Origin of the sequence: Paraburkholderia dipogonis (assembly GCF_042680985.1) — a bacterium.
Classification (GTDB): domain Bacteria; phylum Pseudomonadota; class Gammaproteobacteria; order Burkholderiales; family Burkholderiaceae; genus Paraburkholderia; species Paraburkholderia phytofirmans.
Window position 1 is genome coordinate 23,793 of sequence record NZ_JBHUFR010000018.1, and the last position, 19,579, is coordinate 43,371.

13 protein-coding genes are annotated in these 19,579 nt (G+C 63.1%); 7 read left to right on the plus strand and 6 right to left on the minus strand.

Going from position 1 to position 19,579, the window contains the following annotated elements:
- Positions 1-302: 302 nt before the first annotated feature.
- Together ACFSNN_RS23735 and ACFSNN_RS23740 are read left to right on the plus strand one after the other, a co-directional pair.
- A complete protein-coding gene (locus tag ACFSNN_RS23735) occupies positions 303-1,529 on the plus strand; it encodes an MFS transporter (RefSeq protein ID WP_134458392.1) in 1,227 nt (408 codons plus the stop codon).
- Between the two features lie 133 nt (positions 1,530-1,662).
- On the plus strand, positions 1,663-3,657 hold the full coding sequence (locus ACFSNN_RS23740) for a propionate--CoA ligase (protein WP_377765391.1): 1,995 nt from the start codon (positions 1,663-1,665) through the stop codon (positions 3,655-3,657).
- Positions 3,658-3,731: 74 nt separating this feature from the next.
- Here the strand turns inward: ACFSNN_RS23740 and ACFSNN_RS23745 are convergent, their stop codons facing one another.
- Positions 3,732-4,637, minus strand: a complete 906-nt coding sequence (locus tag ACFSNN_RS23745; RefSeq protein ID WP_244322820.1) for a 5'-methylthioadenosine/adenosylhomocysteine nucleosidase — start codon at positions 4,635-4,637, stop codon at positions 3,732-3,734.
- Positions 4,634-6,985: a UvrD-helicase domain-containing protein gene (locus ACFSNN_RS23750; RefSeq protein ID WP_134458388.1), complete on the minus strand. Its 2,352-nt coding sequence runs from the start codon at positions 6,983-6,985 to the stop codon at positions 4,634-4,636. Before ACFSNN_RS23750 ends, ACFSNN_RS23745 begins: the two co-directional genes overlap by 4 nt.
- Before the next feature lie 982 nt (positions 6,986-7,967).
- Here ACFSNN_RS23750 and ACFSNN_RS23755 point away from each other — a divergent pair.
- Together ACFSNN_RS23755 and galU are read left to right on the plus strand one after the other, a co-directional pair.
- Positions 7,968-10,847, plus strand: coding sequence for a valine--tRNA ligase (locus ACFSNN_RS23755; protein WP_134458386.1), 2,880 nt, complete (start codon positions 7,968-7,970; stop codon positions 10,845-10,847).
- Positions 10,848-10,917: 70 nt separating this feature from the next.
- Positions 10,918-11,799 carry a UTP--glucose-1-phosphate uridylyltransferase GalU gene (gene galU, locus ACFSNN_RS23760; protein WP_012433783.1) on the plus strand — a complete coding sequence of 294 codons (882 nt, stop codon included), beginning with the start codon at positions 10,918-10,920 and terminating at the stop codon, positions 11,797-11,799.
- 129 nt (positions 11,800-11,928) lie between these two features.
- On the opposite strand, the gene ACFSNN_RS23765 is transcribed toward galU, so the two are convergent.
- From ACFSNN_RS23765 to ACFSNN_RS23780, 4 genes are all read right to left on the minus strand, one after another.
- The gene (locus ACFSNN_RS23765; RefSeq protein WP_041759012.1) at positions 11,929-12,156 is read right to left on the minus strand and encodes a sulfurtransferase TusA family protein; all 228 of its coding nucleotides are present in this window, start codon (positions 12,154-12,156) and stop codon (positions 11,929-11,931) included.
- 961 nt (positions 12,157-13,117) lie between these two features.
- Entirely contained in the window at positions 13,118-14,161 is a 1,044-nt protein-coding gene (locus ACFSNN_RS23770; protein WP_134459136.1) for a Gfo/Idh/MocA family oxidoreductase, read from the minus strand.
- The gene (gene iolG / locus ACFSNN_RS23775; RefSeq protein ID WP_134458384.1) at positions 14,161-15,177 is read right to left on the minus strand and encodes an inositol 2-dehydrogenase; all 1,017 of its coding nucleotides are present in this window, start codon (positions 15,175-15,177) and stop codon (positions 14,161-14,163) included. The genes ACFSNN_RS23770 and iolG overlap by 1 nt, the downstream gene beginning before the upstream one ends.
- Positions 15,170-16,051, minus strand: coding sequence for a MurR/RpiR family transcriptional regulator (locus tag ACFSNN_RS23780; protein WP_012433787.1), 882 nt, complete (start codon positions 16,049-16,051; stop codon positions 15,170-15,172). The genes iolG and ACFSNN_RS23780 overlap by 8 nt, the downstream gene beginning before the upstream one ends.
- A gap of 277 nt (positions 16,052-16,328) precedes the next feature.
- Between ACFSNN_RS23780 and ACFSNN_RS23785 the strand changes: the two genes are divergently transcribed.
- The 3 genes from ACFSNN_RS23785 (at position 16,329) to ACFSNN_RS23795 (ending at position 19,554) form a co-directional block, all read left to right on the plus strand.
- Entirely contained in the window at positions 16,329-17,375 is a 1,047-nt protein-coding gene (locus ACFSNN_RS23785) for a sugar ABC transporter substrate-binding protein (protein ID WP_134458382.1), read from the plus strand.
- A gap of 147 nt (positions 17,376-17,522) precedes the next feature.
- Positions 17,523-18,680 (plus strand): ABC transporter permease, encoded by a 1,158-nt coding sequence (locus ACFSNN_RS23790; protein ID WP_134458380.1) that lies wholly within the window; start codon positions 17,523-17,525, stop codon positions 18,678-18,680.
- A 13-nt stretch (positions 18,681-18,693) separates the two neighbouring features.
- Positions 18,694-19,554 (plus strand): ATP-binding cassette domain-containing protein, encoded by an 861-nt coding sequence (locus ACFSNN_RS23795; RefSeq protein ID WP_244322819.1) that lies wholly within the window; start codon positions 18,694-18,696, stop codon positions 19,552-19,554.
- The last annotated feature ends 25 nt before the right edge of the window (positions 19,555-19,579 follow it).

A 19,579-nucleotide genomic window follows, 5' to 3' on the forward strand; every position in this document is an offset into this window, starting at 1 on the left:
ATTCACTGGTCGGCATATATCGGACGACTTGCCAGCCAATACATAACCGTGGCAGCACACTCGTCCCCGGCACCGCCAAGGTGCGCGCGGTTCCCCGTTTCGGCGCACGGTCTCTGGCCCTTATGAGCAGCCCCTGTCCGATTCACGACAAAACTTGTCCTTACATTTCGGTCAGGCCACATTAAACTTCGACAATCAGTTGACGACGCACACTGCCGCGTCGAAATGCCGCAGCACTGGAAACGTCGCCCAAGCAGCCTCGGTTATTCCTGATCCACCTTTTCTTCTCTCTCATCTAGCGTATGGAAACGAGCCTCGATAAAAGCGCCCTCGCCGCCGCGCAACCCGCCGCCAAAGTGCAGCGCACGGTGTACTCCGTGCTCGGCGCGATCAGCTTCTCGCACCTGCTCAACGACATGATCCAGTCGTTGATCCTGGCGATCTACCCGATGCTGAAGGACAACTTCTCGCTGTCGTTCGGCCAGATCGGCCTGATCACGCTGACCTATCAGATCACCGCGTCGCTGCTGCAGCCGCTGGTCGGCAGTTATACGGACAAGCATCCGAAGCCTTACTCGCTGCCCGTCGGCATGGGCTTCACGCTCGCGGGTCTGCTGCTGATGTCGGTCGCACCCAACTTCGGCGTGCTGCTGGTGGCGGCCGCGCTGGTCGGCTGCGGTTCGTCGGTGTTCCATCCGGAATCGTCGCGGGTCGCGCGCATGGCGTCGGGCGGCCGGCACGGGCTCGCGCAGTCGCTGTTCCAGGTGGGCGGCAATGCCGGCTCGTCGCTCGGGCCGCTGCTCGCCGCGTTGATCGTGATTCCGCACGGCCAGCGCAGCATCGCATGGTTTTCGGTGGCCGCCCTCGTCGCGATGGTCGTGCTGACGCAAATCGGCCGCTGGTACAAGGCGCATCCGTCGGTGAAGAAAGCGCGCGGCGTCGCCGGTCACGCCACGTTGTCGCGCAACAAGGTCATGTTCGCGATGGGCGTGCTGATCCTGCTGGTGTTCTCGAAGTACTTCTATCTCGCCAGCATCAACAGCTACTTCACCTTCTATCTGATCGACAAGTTCCATCTGCCGGTGCAGGCCGCACAGGTTCATCTGTTCGTGTTCCTCGCGGCCGTCGCGGCGGGCACGGTGATCGGCGGTCCGATCGGCGACAAGATCGGCCGCAAGTATGTGATCTGGGTGTCGATTCTCGGCGTGGCGCCGTTCACGCTGCTGCTGCCGTATGCCAACCTGTTCTGGACCGGCGTGCTGACGGTGATCATCGGCGTGGTGCTGGCCTCGGCGTTCTCGGCGATCCTCGTGTATGCGCAGGAACTGATTCCCGGCAAGGTCGGCATGGTCGCGGGCCTGTTCTTCGGCTTCGCGTTCGGCATGGGCGGGATCGGCGCGGCGGTGCTCGGGCAACTGGCCGATGCCACCAGCATCACGTACGTCTATAAGGTCTGCTCGTTCCTGCCGCTGATCGGCGTGCTGACGGTGTTTCTGCCCGATGTGGAGGGCAAGCGCGCAAAGGCGTGATGGCCGGCTGACAGCGAATCTGCTATGAGAAAGGCGCTTCGGCGCCTTTCTCTTTTTCTTCTCCCATCCCGATAGCACGCCGCATCGCTCATGGTGAACCCGCGTTGTCCGCCGAGCCACGCCTGCTCTATGCTTGTGCGGATACGCGCCCCGCTCTCGCACCGCGCCGCACGGCCGCACGACCCGACATCCGTTCACTCACGCAGCAGAAGGATCGCCGCAGATGACAAGCTATCGCGACTTCCACCGCCGTTCGATCGAAGACCCCGAGGCATTCTGGCGCGACGAAGCGCGGCGCATTCATTGGCACACGCCGTTCGAGACGGTGCTCGACCGTTCGAACCCGCCGTTCGCGCGCTGGTTTGTCGGCGGCCGCACGAACCTGTGCCACAACGCGGTGGACCGCCATCTGGCCGAGCGCGCGCAGCAGAACGCGCTGGTCTATGTGTCGACGGAAACCGGCATCGAGCGGCGCTACACCTACGCCGAGTTGTACGGCGAGGTCAACCGGATGGCGGCGGTCATGCGCTCGCTCGGCGTGAAACGCGGCGATGTGGTGCTGCTTTATCTGCCGATGATCCCCGAGGCCCTGTTCGCGATGCTCGCCTGCGCGCGGCTCGGCGCGATTCATTCGGTAGTGTTCGGCGGCTTCGCGGCGCCCAATCTCGCGGCCCGCATCGACGACGCAAAGCCGGTCCTGATCGTCACCGCCGACGCCGGCGCGCGCGGCGGCAAGGTGATCGACTACACGCCGCTGATGGACGAAGCGCTCGCCCGTGCCCAACACAAGACGCCGCGCGTCCTGCTGATCGACCGGCAACTCGCGCCGGAGCGGCTCAATGCCAGCTACCTGGTCGCCTACGAACCGCTGCGCGAGCAGTTCTTCGACGCCCACGTGCCGTGCGAATGGCTCGAATCGAACGAGCCTTCCTACGTGCTGTACACGTCGGGCACGACCGGCAAGCCGAAGGGCGTGCAACGCGACGTCGGCGGCTACGCGGTCGCGCTGGCGGCATCGATGGAACACATCTTTCAGGGCAAGGCGGGCGACGTGATGTTCACCGCGTCGGACGTGGGCTGGGTGGTCGGCCACAGCTATATCGTCTACGCGCCGCTGATCGCGGGCCTCACCACCGTGATGTACGAAGGCACGCCGATCCGCCCGGACGGCGGCATCTGGTGGCGTCTCGTCGCTCATCACCGGATCAATCTGATGTTCACCGCGCCGACCGCGTTGCGCGTGCTGAAGAAGCAGGACCCGGCGCTGCTAAAGCAAGCGGACCTGACGAGCCTGCGCGCGCTGTTCCTCGCCGGCGAGCCGCTCGACGAACCCACCGCCGCCTGGATCGCCGGCGCGCTCGGCAAGCCGGTGATCGACAACTACTGGCAGACCGAGACCGGCTGGCCGATGCTGGCGATTCCGCGCGGCGTCGAAGCACTGCCGACCAGGCTTGGCTCGCCGGGCGTGCCGTCGGCGGGATTCAATCTGACCTTGCGCAACGAGCTCACCGGCGAGCCCTGCCCGCCCGGCGAAAAGGGCGTGCTGACGCTGGACTATCCACTGCCGCCGGGTTGCATGTCGACGGTATGGGGCGACGACAAACGCTTCGTCAGCACTTACTGGTCGAGCATTCCGAACCAGCAGGTCTATTCGACCTTCGACTGGGGCGTGCAGGACGAAGACGGCTACGTGACGATCCTCGGCCGTACCGACGACGTGATCAACGTCGCCGGCCACCGGCTCGGCACGCGCGAGATCGAGGAAGCGTTGTCGAGCCATGCGGCCGTGGCGGAGGTCGCGGTGGTCGGCGTTACCGATCCGTTGAAGGGTCAGGCGGCGATGGCCTTCGTGGTGCTGCGCGACGCGCAGGCTTACGCAGACACGAAAAAGCGCGGCAAACTGGATACCGAACTCACGGCGACGGTAGACCGCCAGCTCGGCGCGATTGCGCGGCCGTCACGGGTCGTGGTGGTGTCCATGCTGCCGAAGACACGCTCCGGCAAGCTGCTGCGTCGCGCGATCGCGGCGCTCGCCGAGGGACGCGAGCCGGGCGATCTGCCGACCATCGAAGATCCGGCGGCGTTGCAGCAGGTGCGCGAGGCGCTGGACGACGGTGGGGGAAAGTAGCCTGCAAGGCAGCGGCGGGGGCTGAAGCGCGTGTCGTGATAGATGCGTCGACACGCGCATCTCGACACGCTCCATCAGACGGTCGAACTGCGCGCTTCCAAAAACCGCGTCAGAATCGCGTTCGAATAGGTCCCCGCGATCTCCGTGAGAAACGACACGAAAGACTCGGGCGCGTGATCGTCGGCGGTATCGGAAACGGTACGCACGACCGCGCACGGCACGCCGTATTCGTAACAGACCTGCGCGATCGCCGCGCCTTCCATCTCCACGGCGAGCGCATCCGGCAACGCCTCGCGCAAGGCCTGAACGCCGGCCGCGCTGGCCACGAACTGATCGCCGCTGATGATCAAACCGCGATGCACCCGCGGCTCACGTGTGCCGAAACGCGCGGCCGAGGCCAAGCCCTCTTCTGCGACGAACCGCTCGCAGGCCGCGGCGAGTTGATCGGCGAGCGCTGCGTCGGCGTCGAATCGCGAGACGCCCAGCAACGGCACTTCGAAGCGCGGAAAGAGCGGCGATGCGTCGAGATCGTGCTGCAGCAACGCATCGGCGACGACGATGTCGCCCACTCGCACTTCGCTCCCCACGCCGCCGGCCACGCCCGTGAAGACGATTGCTTCGACGTCGAAAGCATGGATCAGTGCGCTGGCCGTGGCCGCCGCCGCGACCTTGCCGACGCGCGCCAGCGTCACCACACACGACGCACCGTGGACGGTGCCCAGGTGATAGTCGCGCCGACCGTGCGTGATCGTGCGCACGCCGGACTCGGCTCGCATCGCTTCGATCAGATCGCCGAGCTCTTGCGGCAACGCCGCCAGAATCCCGAGCGGCCGCTGTGAAAGCGGCGTGGCGCCGCGGTTCGGATCGATCGCGGACCTGCTCGCGGCTGATGAGCCACCCACCACCGCCGGCGTGCCGGCAGCCTCGACGCCCTGAGCCTCGACGCCGGACACCCCGGAACCTGCGCCCGTCCCGCTCATTCCACCGCCTGCAATTTAGCGACCGCGAGCGCCAGCCACTTCTCGCCGTGCCGCTTGAATTTGACCTGCGCCTTCGCGTCGGTGCCGCCGCCTTCGAGCGCGGTGATCGTGCCTTCGCCGAACTTGGTGTGGAACACCTGCTGGCCGACGCGGAAACCCGTTTCCGCCGCACGCTGCTCGTTCGCGAACGCGGGCAACTGCGCGGGCGTGGACGATGCAGGCCCCGTATAACCCGGCCGCGCAAACCAGTCGCGCCCATAACCCGCGTTGTCCGAGCGACCGCCCCAGCGCGCGCCCGCCTCGACCTTCGGCGTGAGCCACTTGAGCGTTTCCTGCGGCAGTTCGTCGAAGAAACGCGACCGGATGTTGTAGCGGGTCTGGCCGTGCAGCATGCGGCTCTGCGCGAACGACAGATACAACCGCTCCTTGGCCCGCGTGATCGCCACGTACATCAGGCGGCGCTCCTCTTCCAGACCGTCCGATTCCATCGCGCTATTTTCGTGCGGGAACAGCCCCTCTTCCAGACCGGTGATGAACACCGCCGTGAACTCGAGGCCCTTCGCCGCGTGTACCGTCATCAGTTGCACGGCTTCCTGGCCGGCTTGCGCCTGGTTGTCGCCCGCCTCCAGCGATGCGTGCGACAGGAAACCGGCGAGCGGGGTCATCGTGTCCGGGTTTTGCGCCGGGTCGGCGATGCCGGGGGCGTCGAGCACGACGGTATTCGGATCGTCGGTGGCGACGGCCAGTTCGGGCGCGGCGGTCGCGCCCGGACGCAGCGGAATGGAGCGCGCCGGCGTGTCCATGCCGTAGCCCTCTTCGCTGACGAACGCGGCGGCCGCGTTGACCAGTTCCTGCAAGTTTTCCAGCCGGTCCTGGCCTTCGCGTTCGTTCTGGTAGAACTCCGAGAGACCGCTCGTGCGCACCACGTATTCGACGGTTTCCGGCAAGCTCATCTGCTGCGTTTCCGCGCGCATCTTGCCGACCAGGTTCGCGAAGGCCGCGAGGCTCGAACCTGCCTTGCCCGCCACGTACGGAATCGCCGCGGCCATCGAGCAGTTGTACAGACGCGCTGCGTCCGCGAGCTGCTCGATGGAGCGCGCGCCGATGCCGCGTGTCGGAAAATTGACGACGCGCGCGAACGCGGTGTCGTCGTTCGGATTGTCGATGAGGCGCAGATAGGCGAGCGCGTGCTTGACTTCCTGGCGCTCGAAAAAGCGCAAGCCGCCGTACACGCGATACGCGATGCCCGCGTTGACCAGCGTGTGTTCGATCGTGCGCGACTGCGCGTTGCTGCGGTAGAGAATCGCGACTTCGCTGCGCGACGTGCCGGTGCTGATCAGCGCCTTGATTTCTTCGACGATCCAGCTGGCTTCCTGCGAATCGGTCGCGGATTCATACACGCGGACCGGTTCGCCGTGACCCGCGTCGGTACGCAGATTCTTGCCCAGACGGCGCGAGTTGTTGGCGATGAGCTGATTGGCGGCGTCGAGAATATGGCCGTGCGAGCGGTAGTTCTGCTCGAGCTTGATCAGATGACGGACGTTGAACTCGTGTTCGAAGTCGCGCATGTTGCCGACGTTCGCGCCGCGAAACGCGTAGATCGACTGGTCGTCGTCGCCGACGGCGAAGATCGAGTTGGTCTGGCCCGCCAGCATCTTCAGCCACGCGTATTGCAGCTTGTTGGTGTCCTGGAACTCGTCGACCAGAATATGCCGGAAGCGCGCCTGGTAGTGGGCGCGCAGCGGCGGATTGTGCGCGAGCAGTTCGTAGCAGCGCAGCAGCAGTTCCGGAAAGTCGACGACGCCTTCGCGCTGGCATTGCTGGTCGTAGGCTTCGTAAAGTTCGACGAATTTGCGGTTGAAGTTGTCGGTGGCGTCGACGTCTTTCGGGCGCAGGCCTTGTTCTTTCGCGTTGTTGATGAAGTACTGGAGATTTTTCGCCGGGTACTTTTCGTCGTCGATGTTGAGGCCCTTCATCAGACGCTTGATCGCGGACAGCTGGTCGGCGGTATCGAGAATCTGGAAGGTGGCCGGCAGGCCCGCGTCGCGGTGATGCGCGCGCAGCATGCGGTTACAGAGGCCGTGGAAGGTGCCGATCCACATGCCGCGCGTGTCGATCGGCAGGAGCGACGACAGCCGCGACATCATTTCGCGGGCGGCTTTGTTGGTGAAGGTCACCGCCAGAATCGTGGCCGGCGACGCCAGGCCGTGCTGGATGAGCCACGCGATGCGCGTGATCAGGACGCGGGTCTTGCCGCTGCCCGCGCCGGCGAGAATGAGGGCGGGCTCGTTCGGGAGCGTGACGGCGGCGTGTTGTTCGGGGTTGAGATTGGCTAGCAGGTCGGGCATTTTTTCGGAGGGGCGGCGGGTCGTTCGACATTATATGCCCCGGAGGGGGGGTGGTTTTTTTGCCTGTTCGGCGGGGTGGGGTGGGGTGTGGGTTTTGGGTTTTTTGTTGGTCTTTTTTGCGGTCGTTGGGGGGTGGGTTGCTTGCTGCTTTGGCCTTTCCTTGAATTCTTTGTGGTCTATTGGCGTTGCCCCTGTGCGGGGCGGCACTCCCTTTCTTTGCCGCCGCAAAGAAAGGAAGCAAAGAAAGCGGCTTTACACCGCCAGCTCATAAGCGAGTCCCCCGCACAGCCTCGGTAGTGGCGCATCTGGAATCCGTGCCCTCGCGCATTCCGCGTTCGTGACAAGGCAGTCATCCTTCCGGCGGCGCTGCGCGCGCCGTCGCGGTCGTTCTGCAAGACGTCGGTCGGTTCGATGCCAAGGGCTTTCCATGAGTCGTGGACGGATTTCCCTCATTCGGCTTGCCAGGTGCTCGGCCTCTTTCGCTCGCGACCGTTCTCGTCCCGTCATTTTCCGCGCCCCACGGCTTCTCCCGTTGTGTGGCTCCGTCCCGCCCGCGCGCCTTCAGACCGCCGGCCGTTTCGCGGCATCGCCGGGCGAAGCCGGCGGCCCCACCGCGCGCACGAACCGCGACGGGTTTGGGACAGACCGTTCCGGCGAGCGCGCAGCGCGAGGCGGGCGGTATGACTGCCTTGTCACGAACGCGGAATGCGCGAGGGCACCGATTCCAGATGCGCCACTGCCTCCTCCAGGCCGGGGGACCCGCTTATGAGCTGGCGGTGTGAAGCCGCTTTCTTTGCTTCCTTTCTTTGCGGCGGCAAAGAAAGGGAGTGCCGCCCCGCACAGGGGCAACGCCAATAGACCACAAAGAATTCAAGGAAAGGCCAAAGCAGCAAGACAACCACAAACCACCCAAAACCCGCCCGCCGCCAAGGCGCCGCTTATAATCAACCATTCCCAGCATTCACCAGCCGAACCGACACAAATGAGCGAGACCCCGAGCGACACCACCTCCACGCTTGCCAAAAGCTTCGAGCCCCACACCATCGAAGCCCACTGGGGCCCCGAATGGGAAAAGCGCGCCTACGCGACGCCCGCCATCGAGGAAAACCGGAAAGATTTCTCGATCCAGCTGCCGCCGCCGAACGTCACGGGCACCCTCCACATGGGCCATGCGTTCAACCAGACCATCATGGACGGCCTCGCCCGCTATCACCGCATGCTCGGCGAAAACACCCTGTGGGTGCCGGGCACGGACCACGCGGGCATCGCCACGCAGATCGTCGTCGAGCGGCAATTGGACGCAAAAGGCGTCTCGCGCCACGACCTCGGCCGTGAAAAGTTCGTCGAACGCGTCTGGGAGTGGAAACAGGAATCCGGCTCGACCATCACGAACCAGGTGCGCCGCCTCGGCGCGTCGATCGACTGGTCGCGCGAATACTTCACGATGGACGACAAGATGTCGGCCGCGGTGCGCGACGTCTTCGTGCGTCTGTATGAACAGGGCCTGATCTATCGCGGCAAGCGCCTCGTGAACTGGGACCCGGTGCTGCTCACCGCCGTCTCCGATCTCGAAGTGGTCAGCGAAGAAGAAAACGGCTCGCTCTGGCACATCCAGTACCCGCTTACCGACGGCTCGGGCCATCTGACGGTCGCCACCACGCGCCCGGAAACCATGCTCGGCGACACCGCCGTGATGGTCCACCCGGACGACGAGCGCTACGCGCAGCTGATCGGCAAGACGGTCACTCTGCCGCTGTCGGGCCGCGAAGTGCCGATCATCGCGGATGACTATGTCGACCGCGAATTCGGCACCGGCGTCGTCAAGGTTACGCCCGCGCACGATTTCAACGACTACCAGGTCGGTCTGCGCCACAAGCTGCCGATGATCGAGATCCTCACGCTCGACGCGAAGATCAACGACAACGCGCCGGAAAAATACCGCGGCCTCGACCGTTTCGACGCCCGCAAGCAGGTGGTGGCCGACCTCGAAGCGTTCGGCGTGCTCGAATCGGTCAAGCCGCACAAGCTGATGGTGCCGCGCGGCGACCGTACGGGCGTCGTGATCGAGCCGATGCTGACGGACCAATGGTTCGTCGCCATGAGCAAGCCGGCGCCGGAAGGCACCTTCAATCCGGGCAAATCGATCGCCGAAACCGCGCTCGACGTGGTGCGCAGCGGCGAAATCAAGTTCGTGCCGGAAAACTGGACCACCACTTACTATCAGTGGCTCGAAAACATTCAGGACTGGTGCATTTCGCGCCAACTCTGGTGGGGCCACCAGATCCCGGCGTGGTACGGCGAAAACGGCGAAATCTTCGTGGCGAAGACCGAGGAAGATGCGCGCGCCAAGGCCGCGGCGGCCGGCTACACGGGCGCGCTCAGGCGCGACGAAGATGTGCTCGACACCTGGTTCTCGTCTGCTCTGGTGCCGTTCTCGTCGCTCGGTTGGCCCAATGAAACGCAGGAGCTGAAGCACTTCCTGCCGTCGTCCGTGCTGGTCACCGGCTTCGACATCATCTTCTTCTGGGTCGCGCGCATGGTCATGATGACCACGCACTTCACCGGCCAGGTGCCGTTCGACACGGTGTACGTGCACGGTCTCGTGCGCGACGCCGAAGGCCAGAAGATGTCGAAGAGCAAGGGCAACACGCTCGACCCGATCGATATCGTCGACGGCATCGGCCTCGACGCGCTGGTCGCCAAGCGCACCACCGGCCTGATGAATCCGAAGCAGGCCGCGTCGATCGAAAAGAAAACCCGTAAGGAATTCCCCGACGGCATCCCCGCGTTCGGCACCGACGCGCTGCGCTTCACGATGGCCTCGATGGCCACGCTCGGGCGCAACGTCAACTTCGACCTGGCGCGCTGCGAAGGCTATCGCAACTTCTGTAACAAGCTGTGGAATGCCACCCGTTTCGTGCTGATGAACTGCGAAGGCCACGATTGCGGTTTCGGCAAACCGGAACAGTGCGGCGAATGCGGTCCGCACGGGCACCTGCATTTCTCGCAGGCCGACTTTTGGATCGTCTCGCGTCTGCAGCGCGTGGAAGCGGAAATCGCCAAGGGTTTCGCCGACTATCGTTTTGACAATGTGGCCAACGCCCTATACAAGTTCGTATGGGACGAATACTGTGACTGGTATCTGGAACTGGCGAAAGTCCAGATCCAGACGGGTCAGCCGAACCAGCAGCGCGCAACTCGCCGCACGCTGCTGCGCGTGCTCGAGACGGTGCTGCGGCTGGCGCACCCGGTGATTCCGTTCATTACCGAGGCCCTGTGGCAAAAAGTGGCGCCGTTGGCCGGACGTTATCCCGAGGGCAAGGCCGAGGGTGAAGCGTCCATCATGGTGCAGCCTTACCCCGTCGCCGAACCGTCGAAGATCGATGAAGGCGCGGAACAGTGGGCGGCCGATCTGAAAGCGGTGATCGATGCGTGCCGGAATCTGCGCGGCGAAATGAATCTGTCGCCAGCGGTCAAGGTTCCGTTGCTCGCTACCGGCAACGCAGAGCGCCTGCGCACCTTTGCTCCGTACGCACAGGCATTGGCCCGTTTGTCTGATGTGCAGATCATTGCCGACGAGGCGACGCTGGACGCGCAGGCAGATGGCGCGCCAATTGCTATCGTGGGGAATGACAAGCTCGTACTGAAGGTGGAAATCGATGTGGCAGTCGAGCGCGAGCGGTTGTCGAAGGAGATTGCGCGGTTGAGTACGGAAATCGTCAAGTGCAACGGAAAATTGCAGAATGAGAGTTTCGTCGCAAAGGCACCGCCGGCAGTCGTTGAACAGGAGCAGAAAAGACTGGCAGAATTCGAAGCGACGGTGGGCAAGCTGAAAGCCCAACTGGCGCGCTTGCCGGCTTGATCACGCTCCGTGCCCGCCCCGAGAGGCAGGCAAGGACCGATAGCTAAACCAGAGGATTCAGGGTAATCACATGCTAAAAGTTACAAAGGCGGTTTTTCCGGTAGCAGGTCTTGGCACCCGGTTCCTCCCTGCCACGAAGGCGAGCCCGAAAGAGATGCTGCCGATTGTCGACAAGCCGCTGATCCAGTACGCGGTGGAAGAGGCAATGGCGGCCGGCATCACCGAAATGATCTTCGTCACGGGCCGCAGCAAGCGCGCGATCGAGGATCACTTCGATAAGTCGTATGAAATCGAGGCCGAACTCGAGGCGCGCGGCAAGGACAAGCTGCTGGAGCTCGTGCGCAGCATCAAGCCGAGCCATGTGGACTGTTTCTACGTGCGTCAGCCGGAAGCGCTGGGCCTGGGCCACGCGGTGATGTGCGCCGAAAAGCTGGTGGGCGACAACCCGTTCGCCGTCATTCTCGCGGACGACTTGCTGTACGGCACGCCGCCCGTCATGACGCAAATGATCGAGGTGTTCGACCACTATCACAGCTCGGTGATCGGCGTCGAAGAGATTCCCGCTCAGGAAACCAAGTCGTACGGTATCGTCGACGGCAAGGAGTGGGAAGACTCGATCATCAAGATGTCGGGCATCGTCGAGAAGCCGGAACCGAGCGTGGCGCCGTCGAATCTCGGCGTGGTCGGCCGCTATGTGCTGAAGCCGCGCATCTTCGAACATCTGCGTGCGTTGAAGCCGGGCGCGGGCGGCGAACTGCAGCTCACGGACGCAATTCAGTCACTGCTCGCCGACGAGCAGGTGCTGGCGTACAAGTATCACGGCACGCGTTTCGACTGCGGCAGCAAGCTGGGTTATCTGAAGGCGACCGTCGAGTTTGCGCTACGCCACCCGGAAGTGGCTGCCGATTTCGAAGAATATCTGCGCACGCGTTCGCCGGTGCTGGAAGGTTGAGCGGCTTTGAGCCGGTAGCCTCTCGGTAGCATTGAACTGAAGTCAAAAGGCGCTGTGCCCGCATTCGCGGGGACAGCGCCTTTTGTTTTTTGGTGACCGCTCAGGGGCGGGCGCGTTGCTGCGTCGGCTTCAGCGGCGCTTCATCAGGAAGGTGAAAACCTTGTCGTGCGCGGAGCTTTCGACGATTTCATTGCCGGTTTGCCGGGCAAACGCGGCGAAATCGCGCTGCGAGCCCGGATCGGTGGCGAGCACCTTGAGGATCTGGCCGCTTTCCATGTCGGCGAGCGCTTTCTTGGCGCGCAAGATGGGCAGCGGGCACATGAGGCCGCGTGCATCGACTTCCTTGTGAATCTGAATTTGCATCGATGATGACCTTCGGGACTGGGGCGTGTTTTTTTGACGCTGGAGGGTCAAATTCTACAGCAGGGTTAGCGTGGTTGCCGGCGGGCGGGTTTTTTGGCTGTCTGCTTGCTGCTTTGGCCTTTCCTTGAATTCTTTGTGGTCTATTGGCGTTGCCCCTGTGCGGGGCGGCACTCCCTTTCTTTGCCGCCGCAAAGAAAGGAAGCAAAGAAAGCGGCTTCACACCGCCAGCTCATAAGCGGGTCCCCCGGCCTGGAGGAGGCAGTGGCGCATCTGGAATCGGTGCCCTCGCGCCTTCCGCGTTCGTGACAAGGCAGTCATACCGCCCGCCTCGCGCTGCGCGCTCGCCGGAACGGTCTGTCCCAAACCCGTCGCGGCTCGTGCGCGCGGTGGGGCCGCCGGCTTCGCCCGGCGATGCCGCGAAACGGCCGGCGGTCTGAAGGCGCGCGGGCGGCATGGAGCCACACAACGGGAAACGCCGTGGGGCGCGGAAAATGACGGGACGAGAACGGTCGCGAGCGAAAGAGGCCGAGCACCTGGCAAGCCAGATGCGGGAAGTCCGTCCACGACTCATGGAAAGCCCTTGGCATCGAACCGACCGACGTCTTGCAGAACAACCGCGACGGCGCGCGCAGCGCCGCCGGAAGGATGACTGCCTTGTCACGAACGCGGAATGCGCGAGGGCACGGATTCCAGATGCGCCACTACCCCCTCCAAGCCAGGGGACTCGCTTATGAGCTGGCGGTGTAAAGCCGCTTTCTTTGCTTCCTTTCTTTGCGGCGGCAAAGAAAGGGAGTGCCGCCCCGCACAGGGGCAACGCCAATAGACCACAAAGAATTCAAGGAAAGGCCAAAGCAGCGAGCAACCCCAACCCACGACTTCAAGAAAAGCCCAACACCCCAAAAAAAACACAATCCAACCACGCCGCGCAGGCAAAAAAGCAAAAAGCAAAAAAAACCTACACCGTAACAGCCTCCCCCTTCAACAAAGACTCCCGCAACGCCACCCCAATCCGCGTAGCCTCCACCGCATCAGCGAGTGAAGCACCAGCCTGCGCAGCCGAAGCCCCCACCCCACCCCGCACCGCCGCAACAAACGCCCGAGCCTCAAACAAAAACGCATCCTCGAACCGATCAAAAAAATTCGGCGTGCACTCGTTCCGAATCCCCGTGGCATCATAAATCTCAACCCGATTCGCCCGCGGATTACGCCCAATAGCCAGCGCGCCGGCCGTACCGATCACTTCGCTATGCGTATCATTCCCATGCGCCTGCGTCCGCGACGCGTAAAACATCGCCAGCTTGCCGCCCTCGAACTCGCAGATCGCGACACCGTTATCGACATCGCCGAATTCCCGCAATCCTTCATGCATCACCGCGGCCCCCGCGGCAAACACGCGTTTCGCGCGCGGCCGCCCGAGCAGCCAGCGCGCGACATCGATATCGTGCACCGTGCAATCGAGAAAAATCCCTCCGGAGGTCGCCGCAAAACGCACGAAAAAACCATCGCTGTCGTTCTGATCCGCGGTCTGCGAGCGCACCAGAAACGGCCGGCCGATCTTGCCCGCTTCAACCTTCTCGAACGCGTCCCGATAGCTCGGATCGAAGCGTCGCATAAAACCAATCGTGGCCTGCAAATGCGGATAACGCGCCGACTCGGCCAGCACCCGCTCGCACTCGGCAATATCCAGCGACAAAGGCTTCTCGCAGAACACATGCTTGCCGGCTCGCAACGCATCGACAATCTGCTGCGCGTGCAACGAGGACGGCGTGACGAGCCACACCGCATCCACCTCGCGGTCAGCCAGCAGCTCCGCATAATCCTCGTACAGACGCGGCGCCGGCAACGCTTCGCGCGCCCACGCCCGCTCTTCCTCCACCGGACTGCAGGCCGCCACGAGCGACGCGCCCGGCACGCGATACGCCAGATTCTCCGCGTGCCGCTTGCCGAGCCGCCCGAGGCCGACTACGCCCACCCGAACCCGCGCCGCGGCGGCCGTCATCACGACGCCTCGCCGAGTTTGACCGCGCGGCCCTCGCGCCACGACCGGGTCGCGGCTTCAGCCAGTTCGAGCGCCTTCAAACCGTCGGCGACGGTGGTGCGCACCGGCTTGCCATGCGTCACCGCATCGAAGAAATGTGCGATTTCATGCGCGTAAGCGGCGCGGTAGCGTTCGAGGAAAAACGCCTCCGGCACGTCGCTCGACACCTCGGTTTTCGAATACGCCGTGACTTCGGTGGGCCGCACATTGCCCGCTTGCAACATGCCGTGGCTGCCCAGTACTTCGAAACGCTGGTCGTAGCCGTACGCGGCACGGCGCGCGGTATTGATCTGGCACAGGCGGCCGCGCTTCGTGCGGATCGTCACCGCGGTCGAATCGATATCGCCCGCCTCCGCAATCGACGGGTCGCTCAGACAACTGCCGGTGGCGTGCAACGTGTCGGCTTCATCGTCGAGAATCCAGCGGAAGATGTCGAAGTCGTGAATCAGCATGTCCTTGAAGATACCGCCGGAATGCTTGATGTACTCGACCGGCGGCGCGCCCGGATCGCGGCTCGTCACCACCAGCATTTCCGGCGTGCCGATCTCACCGGCATCGAGGCGCGCCTTCAACGCCGAGAACGTCGGATCGAAGCGGCGCTGAAAACCGATCATGCACACCACGCCCGCGCGCTCCACCGCATCCGCGCAAGCCCGCGCGCGCTCCAGCGTGAGATCGACCGGCTTCTCGCAGAACACATGTTTCTTCTGCGCGGCGGATTGCATGATCAGATCGGCATGCGTGTCGGTGCTCGAACAAATCACGGTCGCGCCGATCGACGCATCGCCCATCGCGCCGTCGACATCGGCAACCTGCGCGCCATGCTCGGCGGCGAGCGCCGCGGCGGCTTCACGATTCACGTCGACCACATACTTCAGCCGCACGCCCGGCTGCCGCGCAAGATTCGCCGCATGAATCTTGCCGATGCGCCCCGCGCCGAACACCGCCACGTCGATCGTCTTTGCCCCATCAGTCATCGTATCCTCCAGTGTCTTTGGATTCTTCAACATTCAATTCGAGCTTGTACGCGAGCGCGATGAACAACGCCTGGCACAAACAGATCGTGCTGGTCAGCGAGCGAAACGCAAACGCGCTGCCCTCTTTCACATACAGTTGCGTGCTGGCATAACGGGCAAGCGGAGATAGTTGGCTATCCGTAATAACCAGCGTTTTGGCCTGGTGATGATGCGCGACCCGCAAGCAATACTGCGTTTCCTTGCCATAGGGCGCGAAGCTGATTGCGATCACCACATCGCCCTTCTTCACACTGCGAATCTGTTCGCGGTACATGCCGCCGAAGCCGGACACCAGATGCACGCGTTTGGGCGTGTGCTGCAGCGCGTAGACGATATAGCTCGCCACCGGAAACGAGCGCCGCACGCCGATCACGTAGATGTTGTCGGCCTGTTGCAGCATCTTCACTGCGGCGTCAAACTCCTTGTCGTCGAGGCCCGCTTCGAGTTCTTCTAGAGCGCCGCGCGAGGCCGCGATGAATTCGCGCGCCACCGAACCGCCGGACAGCGCGCCAGGCTTCTCGTCGATCAGCTTGCGAATGCGCTGCTGATAACTCGGTGACGAACTGCCCTGCCCCGTGTAAGCCTGGCGAAACACCGCCTGCAGATCGGAGAAGCCGGAAAAGCCGAAGCGCTGCGCAAAACGCACCACGGCGGATGGATGCACGCCACAGCTCGCGGCAATGTCGCTGGTGCGGTCCACCATCACGCTCGATCGATGCTGCTCGATATACGTCGCGACATTCTTTAACTGACGCGGCAACGCGTCGTAGTTCTCCGCGATGCGCTGCATCAATTCTTCGACGCTTGGCAATTCCTCGGTGCTCTCTTCCGCCATGGCTCTCTCTCGGGTGCTTTATTGCAGTGCGGCAGCAGCTTCAAACCGCCGCCACACGGCCTCCTGACGCTGCCGATTATAGGCAGCCGCCCAGTCAAATGGAACGTATTTTCTATTTTTATTTGTAATGAAATTTTCATTGCAACGCCTTGGAAGATCGCCTAATCTTGGTCGTGAGCGATGGCGCTTTGGTGGCAACACCCGGGTTTGTACGCAGATGCAAAGCCGCCCGCCAGACGCTCCCTTCAAAAACGACATACCGAGAAAGGTGGAGACAATGAGACTTTGCAAGGGCAAGGCTACGCTCAGGATTCTGGTGACGGCATTGACGTTGGCGACGGGATTCGGCGCGGCCTCGGCCGCCCGCGCGGCTGACGCGCACTTCGTGCTGATCAGCCACGCGCCGGATTCGGATTCGTGGTGGAACACCATCAAGAACGCCATCAAACAGGCCGACGAGGACTTCAACGTCGAGACCGACTACCGCAATCCGCCGAATGGCGACATCGCCGACATGTCGCGTTTGATCGAACAGGCGGCCGCGCGCAACTATGACGGCGTGATCGTCACCATCGCCGACTTCGACGTGCTGAAGAGTTCGATCAACAAAGTCACCGCGAAGAAGATTCCGCTCGTCACGATCAATTCCGGCACCGAGGAACAGAGCGCGCAACTCGGCGCGATCATGCATGTGGGTCAACCGGAATACGTCGCGGGCAGAGCGGCCGGCGAGAAAGCCAAGGCCGCGGGCGTGAAGTCGTTCCTGTGCGTGAACCACATTGCCACCAATACGGTGTCGTTCGACCGTTGCCGTGGTTTCGCCGAAGCGCTCGGCGTCGACTACAAGGCATCCACGATCGACTCCGGTCAGGATCCGACCGAAATCCAGTCTAAGGTCAGCGCGTATCTGCGCAACCATCCGAACACCGGCGCGATCCTGACGCTCGGACCGACCCCGGCTTCGGCCACCTTGAAAGCGGTTCAGCAGATGGGTCTGGCGGGCAAGATCTACTTCTGCACGTTCGACTTCTCCGACGACATCGCCAAGGCGATCCAGAACGGCACGATCCAGTTCGCGATCGATCAGCAGCCGTACCTGCAGGGCTATATCCCCGTGGCCGTGCTGGCAATCGTGAAGAAAGAACACACCACCGATCCCGCGAAGATCCGCCAGATCCTCGAAGCCAATCCGAAGTTCAAGGAACGGCTCGCAACCTACGGCCTCGCACCTTCCTATGGGCCGAAGAACATTCGCTCGGGCCCGGGTTTCATCACCAAGGAAAACCTCGACAAGGTCATCAAGTACGCAGGGCAGTATCGCTGATTCTTTTCTTTAGCTAGTCACGCGCACGGCGGGCACCGCTTCGATTCGCAGCGGGCCGCCCGCCGCCACCGCGCATTTCACCGGCTGTCGTTCTCGCCACGCATCCTCGCGTGCGAGTTGCACACGGCCGGGCTCCAAGGAGACATCATGGGTGTAGCCGGCAAACACTTCCCACCGCACGTCAAGACGAATACCGGCGAAGCAGCGCCCTCGCTGCCCGATTCGGATGAACGGCTGCGCAAGGAATCCCGATTCGGCCATGTGCTAAATCGCCCCGAATTCGCAGCGATTTCCGGCGCGGTGCTGGTGTTTCTCGTGTTCGCGCTGACGGCCGGCAACTCCGGCATGTTCAACCTCGACGGCGTGATGAACTGGTCGCAGGTCTCCGCGTATCTCGGCATTCTCGCCGTGGGCGCTTGTCTGTTGATGATCGCCGGCGAGTTCGATCTCTCCATCGGCTCGATGATCGGTTTCTCCGGCATGATGGTCGCGATTCCCTCGGTGTATTTTCACTGGCCGATTTCGCTGGCGATTCTCTTCGCGTTCGCCGGCTCCATGCTGCTCGGCGCGCTGAACGGCTATCTGGTGATGCGTACGCGCCTGCCGTCGTTCATCGTCACGCTCGCGTTTCTGTTCATCCTGCGCGGCCTCACGCTCGCGCTCTCGATCATGTTCGCGGACCGCACCATCGTCTCCGGTGTCGGCGACCTCGCGCAGCAGGACTGGTTCGCGAATACGCTGTTTCACGGTGTCGCGTTGAACGGTCTGTTCACGATGCTCGCGCGCCATGGCATCGGCACCATGCTCGATAACGGCCACGCGCTCGTGCCGGGCATTCCCAAGGTGATTCTGTGGTGGCTCGCACTCGCCGCGGTGTGCGCGTTCGTACTGGCAAAAACGCGCGCGGGCAACTGGATTCTCGCGGTAGGCGGCGACGCCAACGCGGCCAAGAATGTCGGCGTGCCGGTGCGTCGCGTGAAGATTTCGCTGTTCGTGCTGACCGCGTTCTGCTCATGCCTGTTCGCGGTGCTGCAAGTGTGCGACATCGGCTCGGCCGCGGCCGACCGCGGTCTGCAGAAAGAATTCGAAGCGATCATCGCCGCGGTGATCGGCGGCACCTTGCTCACGGGTGGTTATGGCTCGGTGGTCGGCGCGTGTTTCGGTGCGTTGATCTTCGGCGTCGTGCAGATCGGCATCACCTACACCAACGTCAGTTCCGACTGGTTCCGCGTGTTCCTCGGCGTGATGCTGCTGATCGCCGTGCTGTTCAATCACTATGTGCGCCGCCGCGTCTCGCAGGCGTAAGGAGGAGACGAACATGTCCGATATGAATACCGCGGCGAACGCCTTGCCTGAATCGAACGCGAACGCGAACGCGACCGCAGCCGCGCCGCAGGAAGACGTGATCCTCGCACTGGAAAACGTCAACAAATACTTCGGCAAGGTCATCGCGCTAAGCGGCGTGACCTTGCGCCTGAAACGCGGCGAAGTGCACTGCCTGCTCGGCGACAACGGCGCGGGCAAGTCGACGCTGATCAAAACGCTTGCCGGCGTGCATCAGCCCTCTTCCGGACAGTATCTGGTGGACGGCAAACCGGTACTGTTCGAGTCGCCCAAAGATGCGCTCGATCTCGGCATTGCCACCGTGTATCAGGATCTCGCACTGGTGCCGCTGCTCTCCGTGGCGCGCAACTTCTTCATGGGACGCGAGCCGCAAAAGAAACTGTTCGGCTTCCTGAGCGTAATGGACCTCGAAACCAGCGCTATCACCGCGCGTGACAAGCTCGCGGAAATGGGCATCAACGTGCGCGACGCGCATCAGCCGATCGGCACCATGTCCGGCGGCGAGAAGCAATGTCTCGCGATTGCGCGGGCAATTCACTTCGGCGCACGCGTGCTGATTCTCGACGAGCCGACCGCCGCGCTCGGCGTGAAGCAGAGCTTCAACGTGCTCAAGCTGATTCACAAGGCGCGCGCCAAGGGCATCTCGGTGATCTTCATTACGCACAACGTGCACCACGCGTATCCGATCGGCGATTCGTTCACGGTGCTCAATCGCGGCAAATCGCTCGGCACGTTCACCAAGGAAACCATCAGCAAGGACGAAGTGCTCGACATGATGGCCGGCGGCGCCGAGATGCAGAAGATGATCGGCGAACTCGAAGGCGCGACGATCTGATTCATTCGCGCGACGGCCCGGCGCA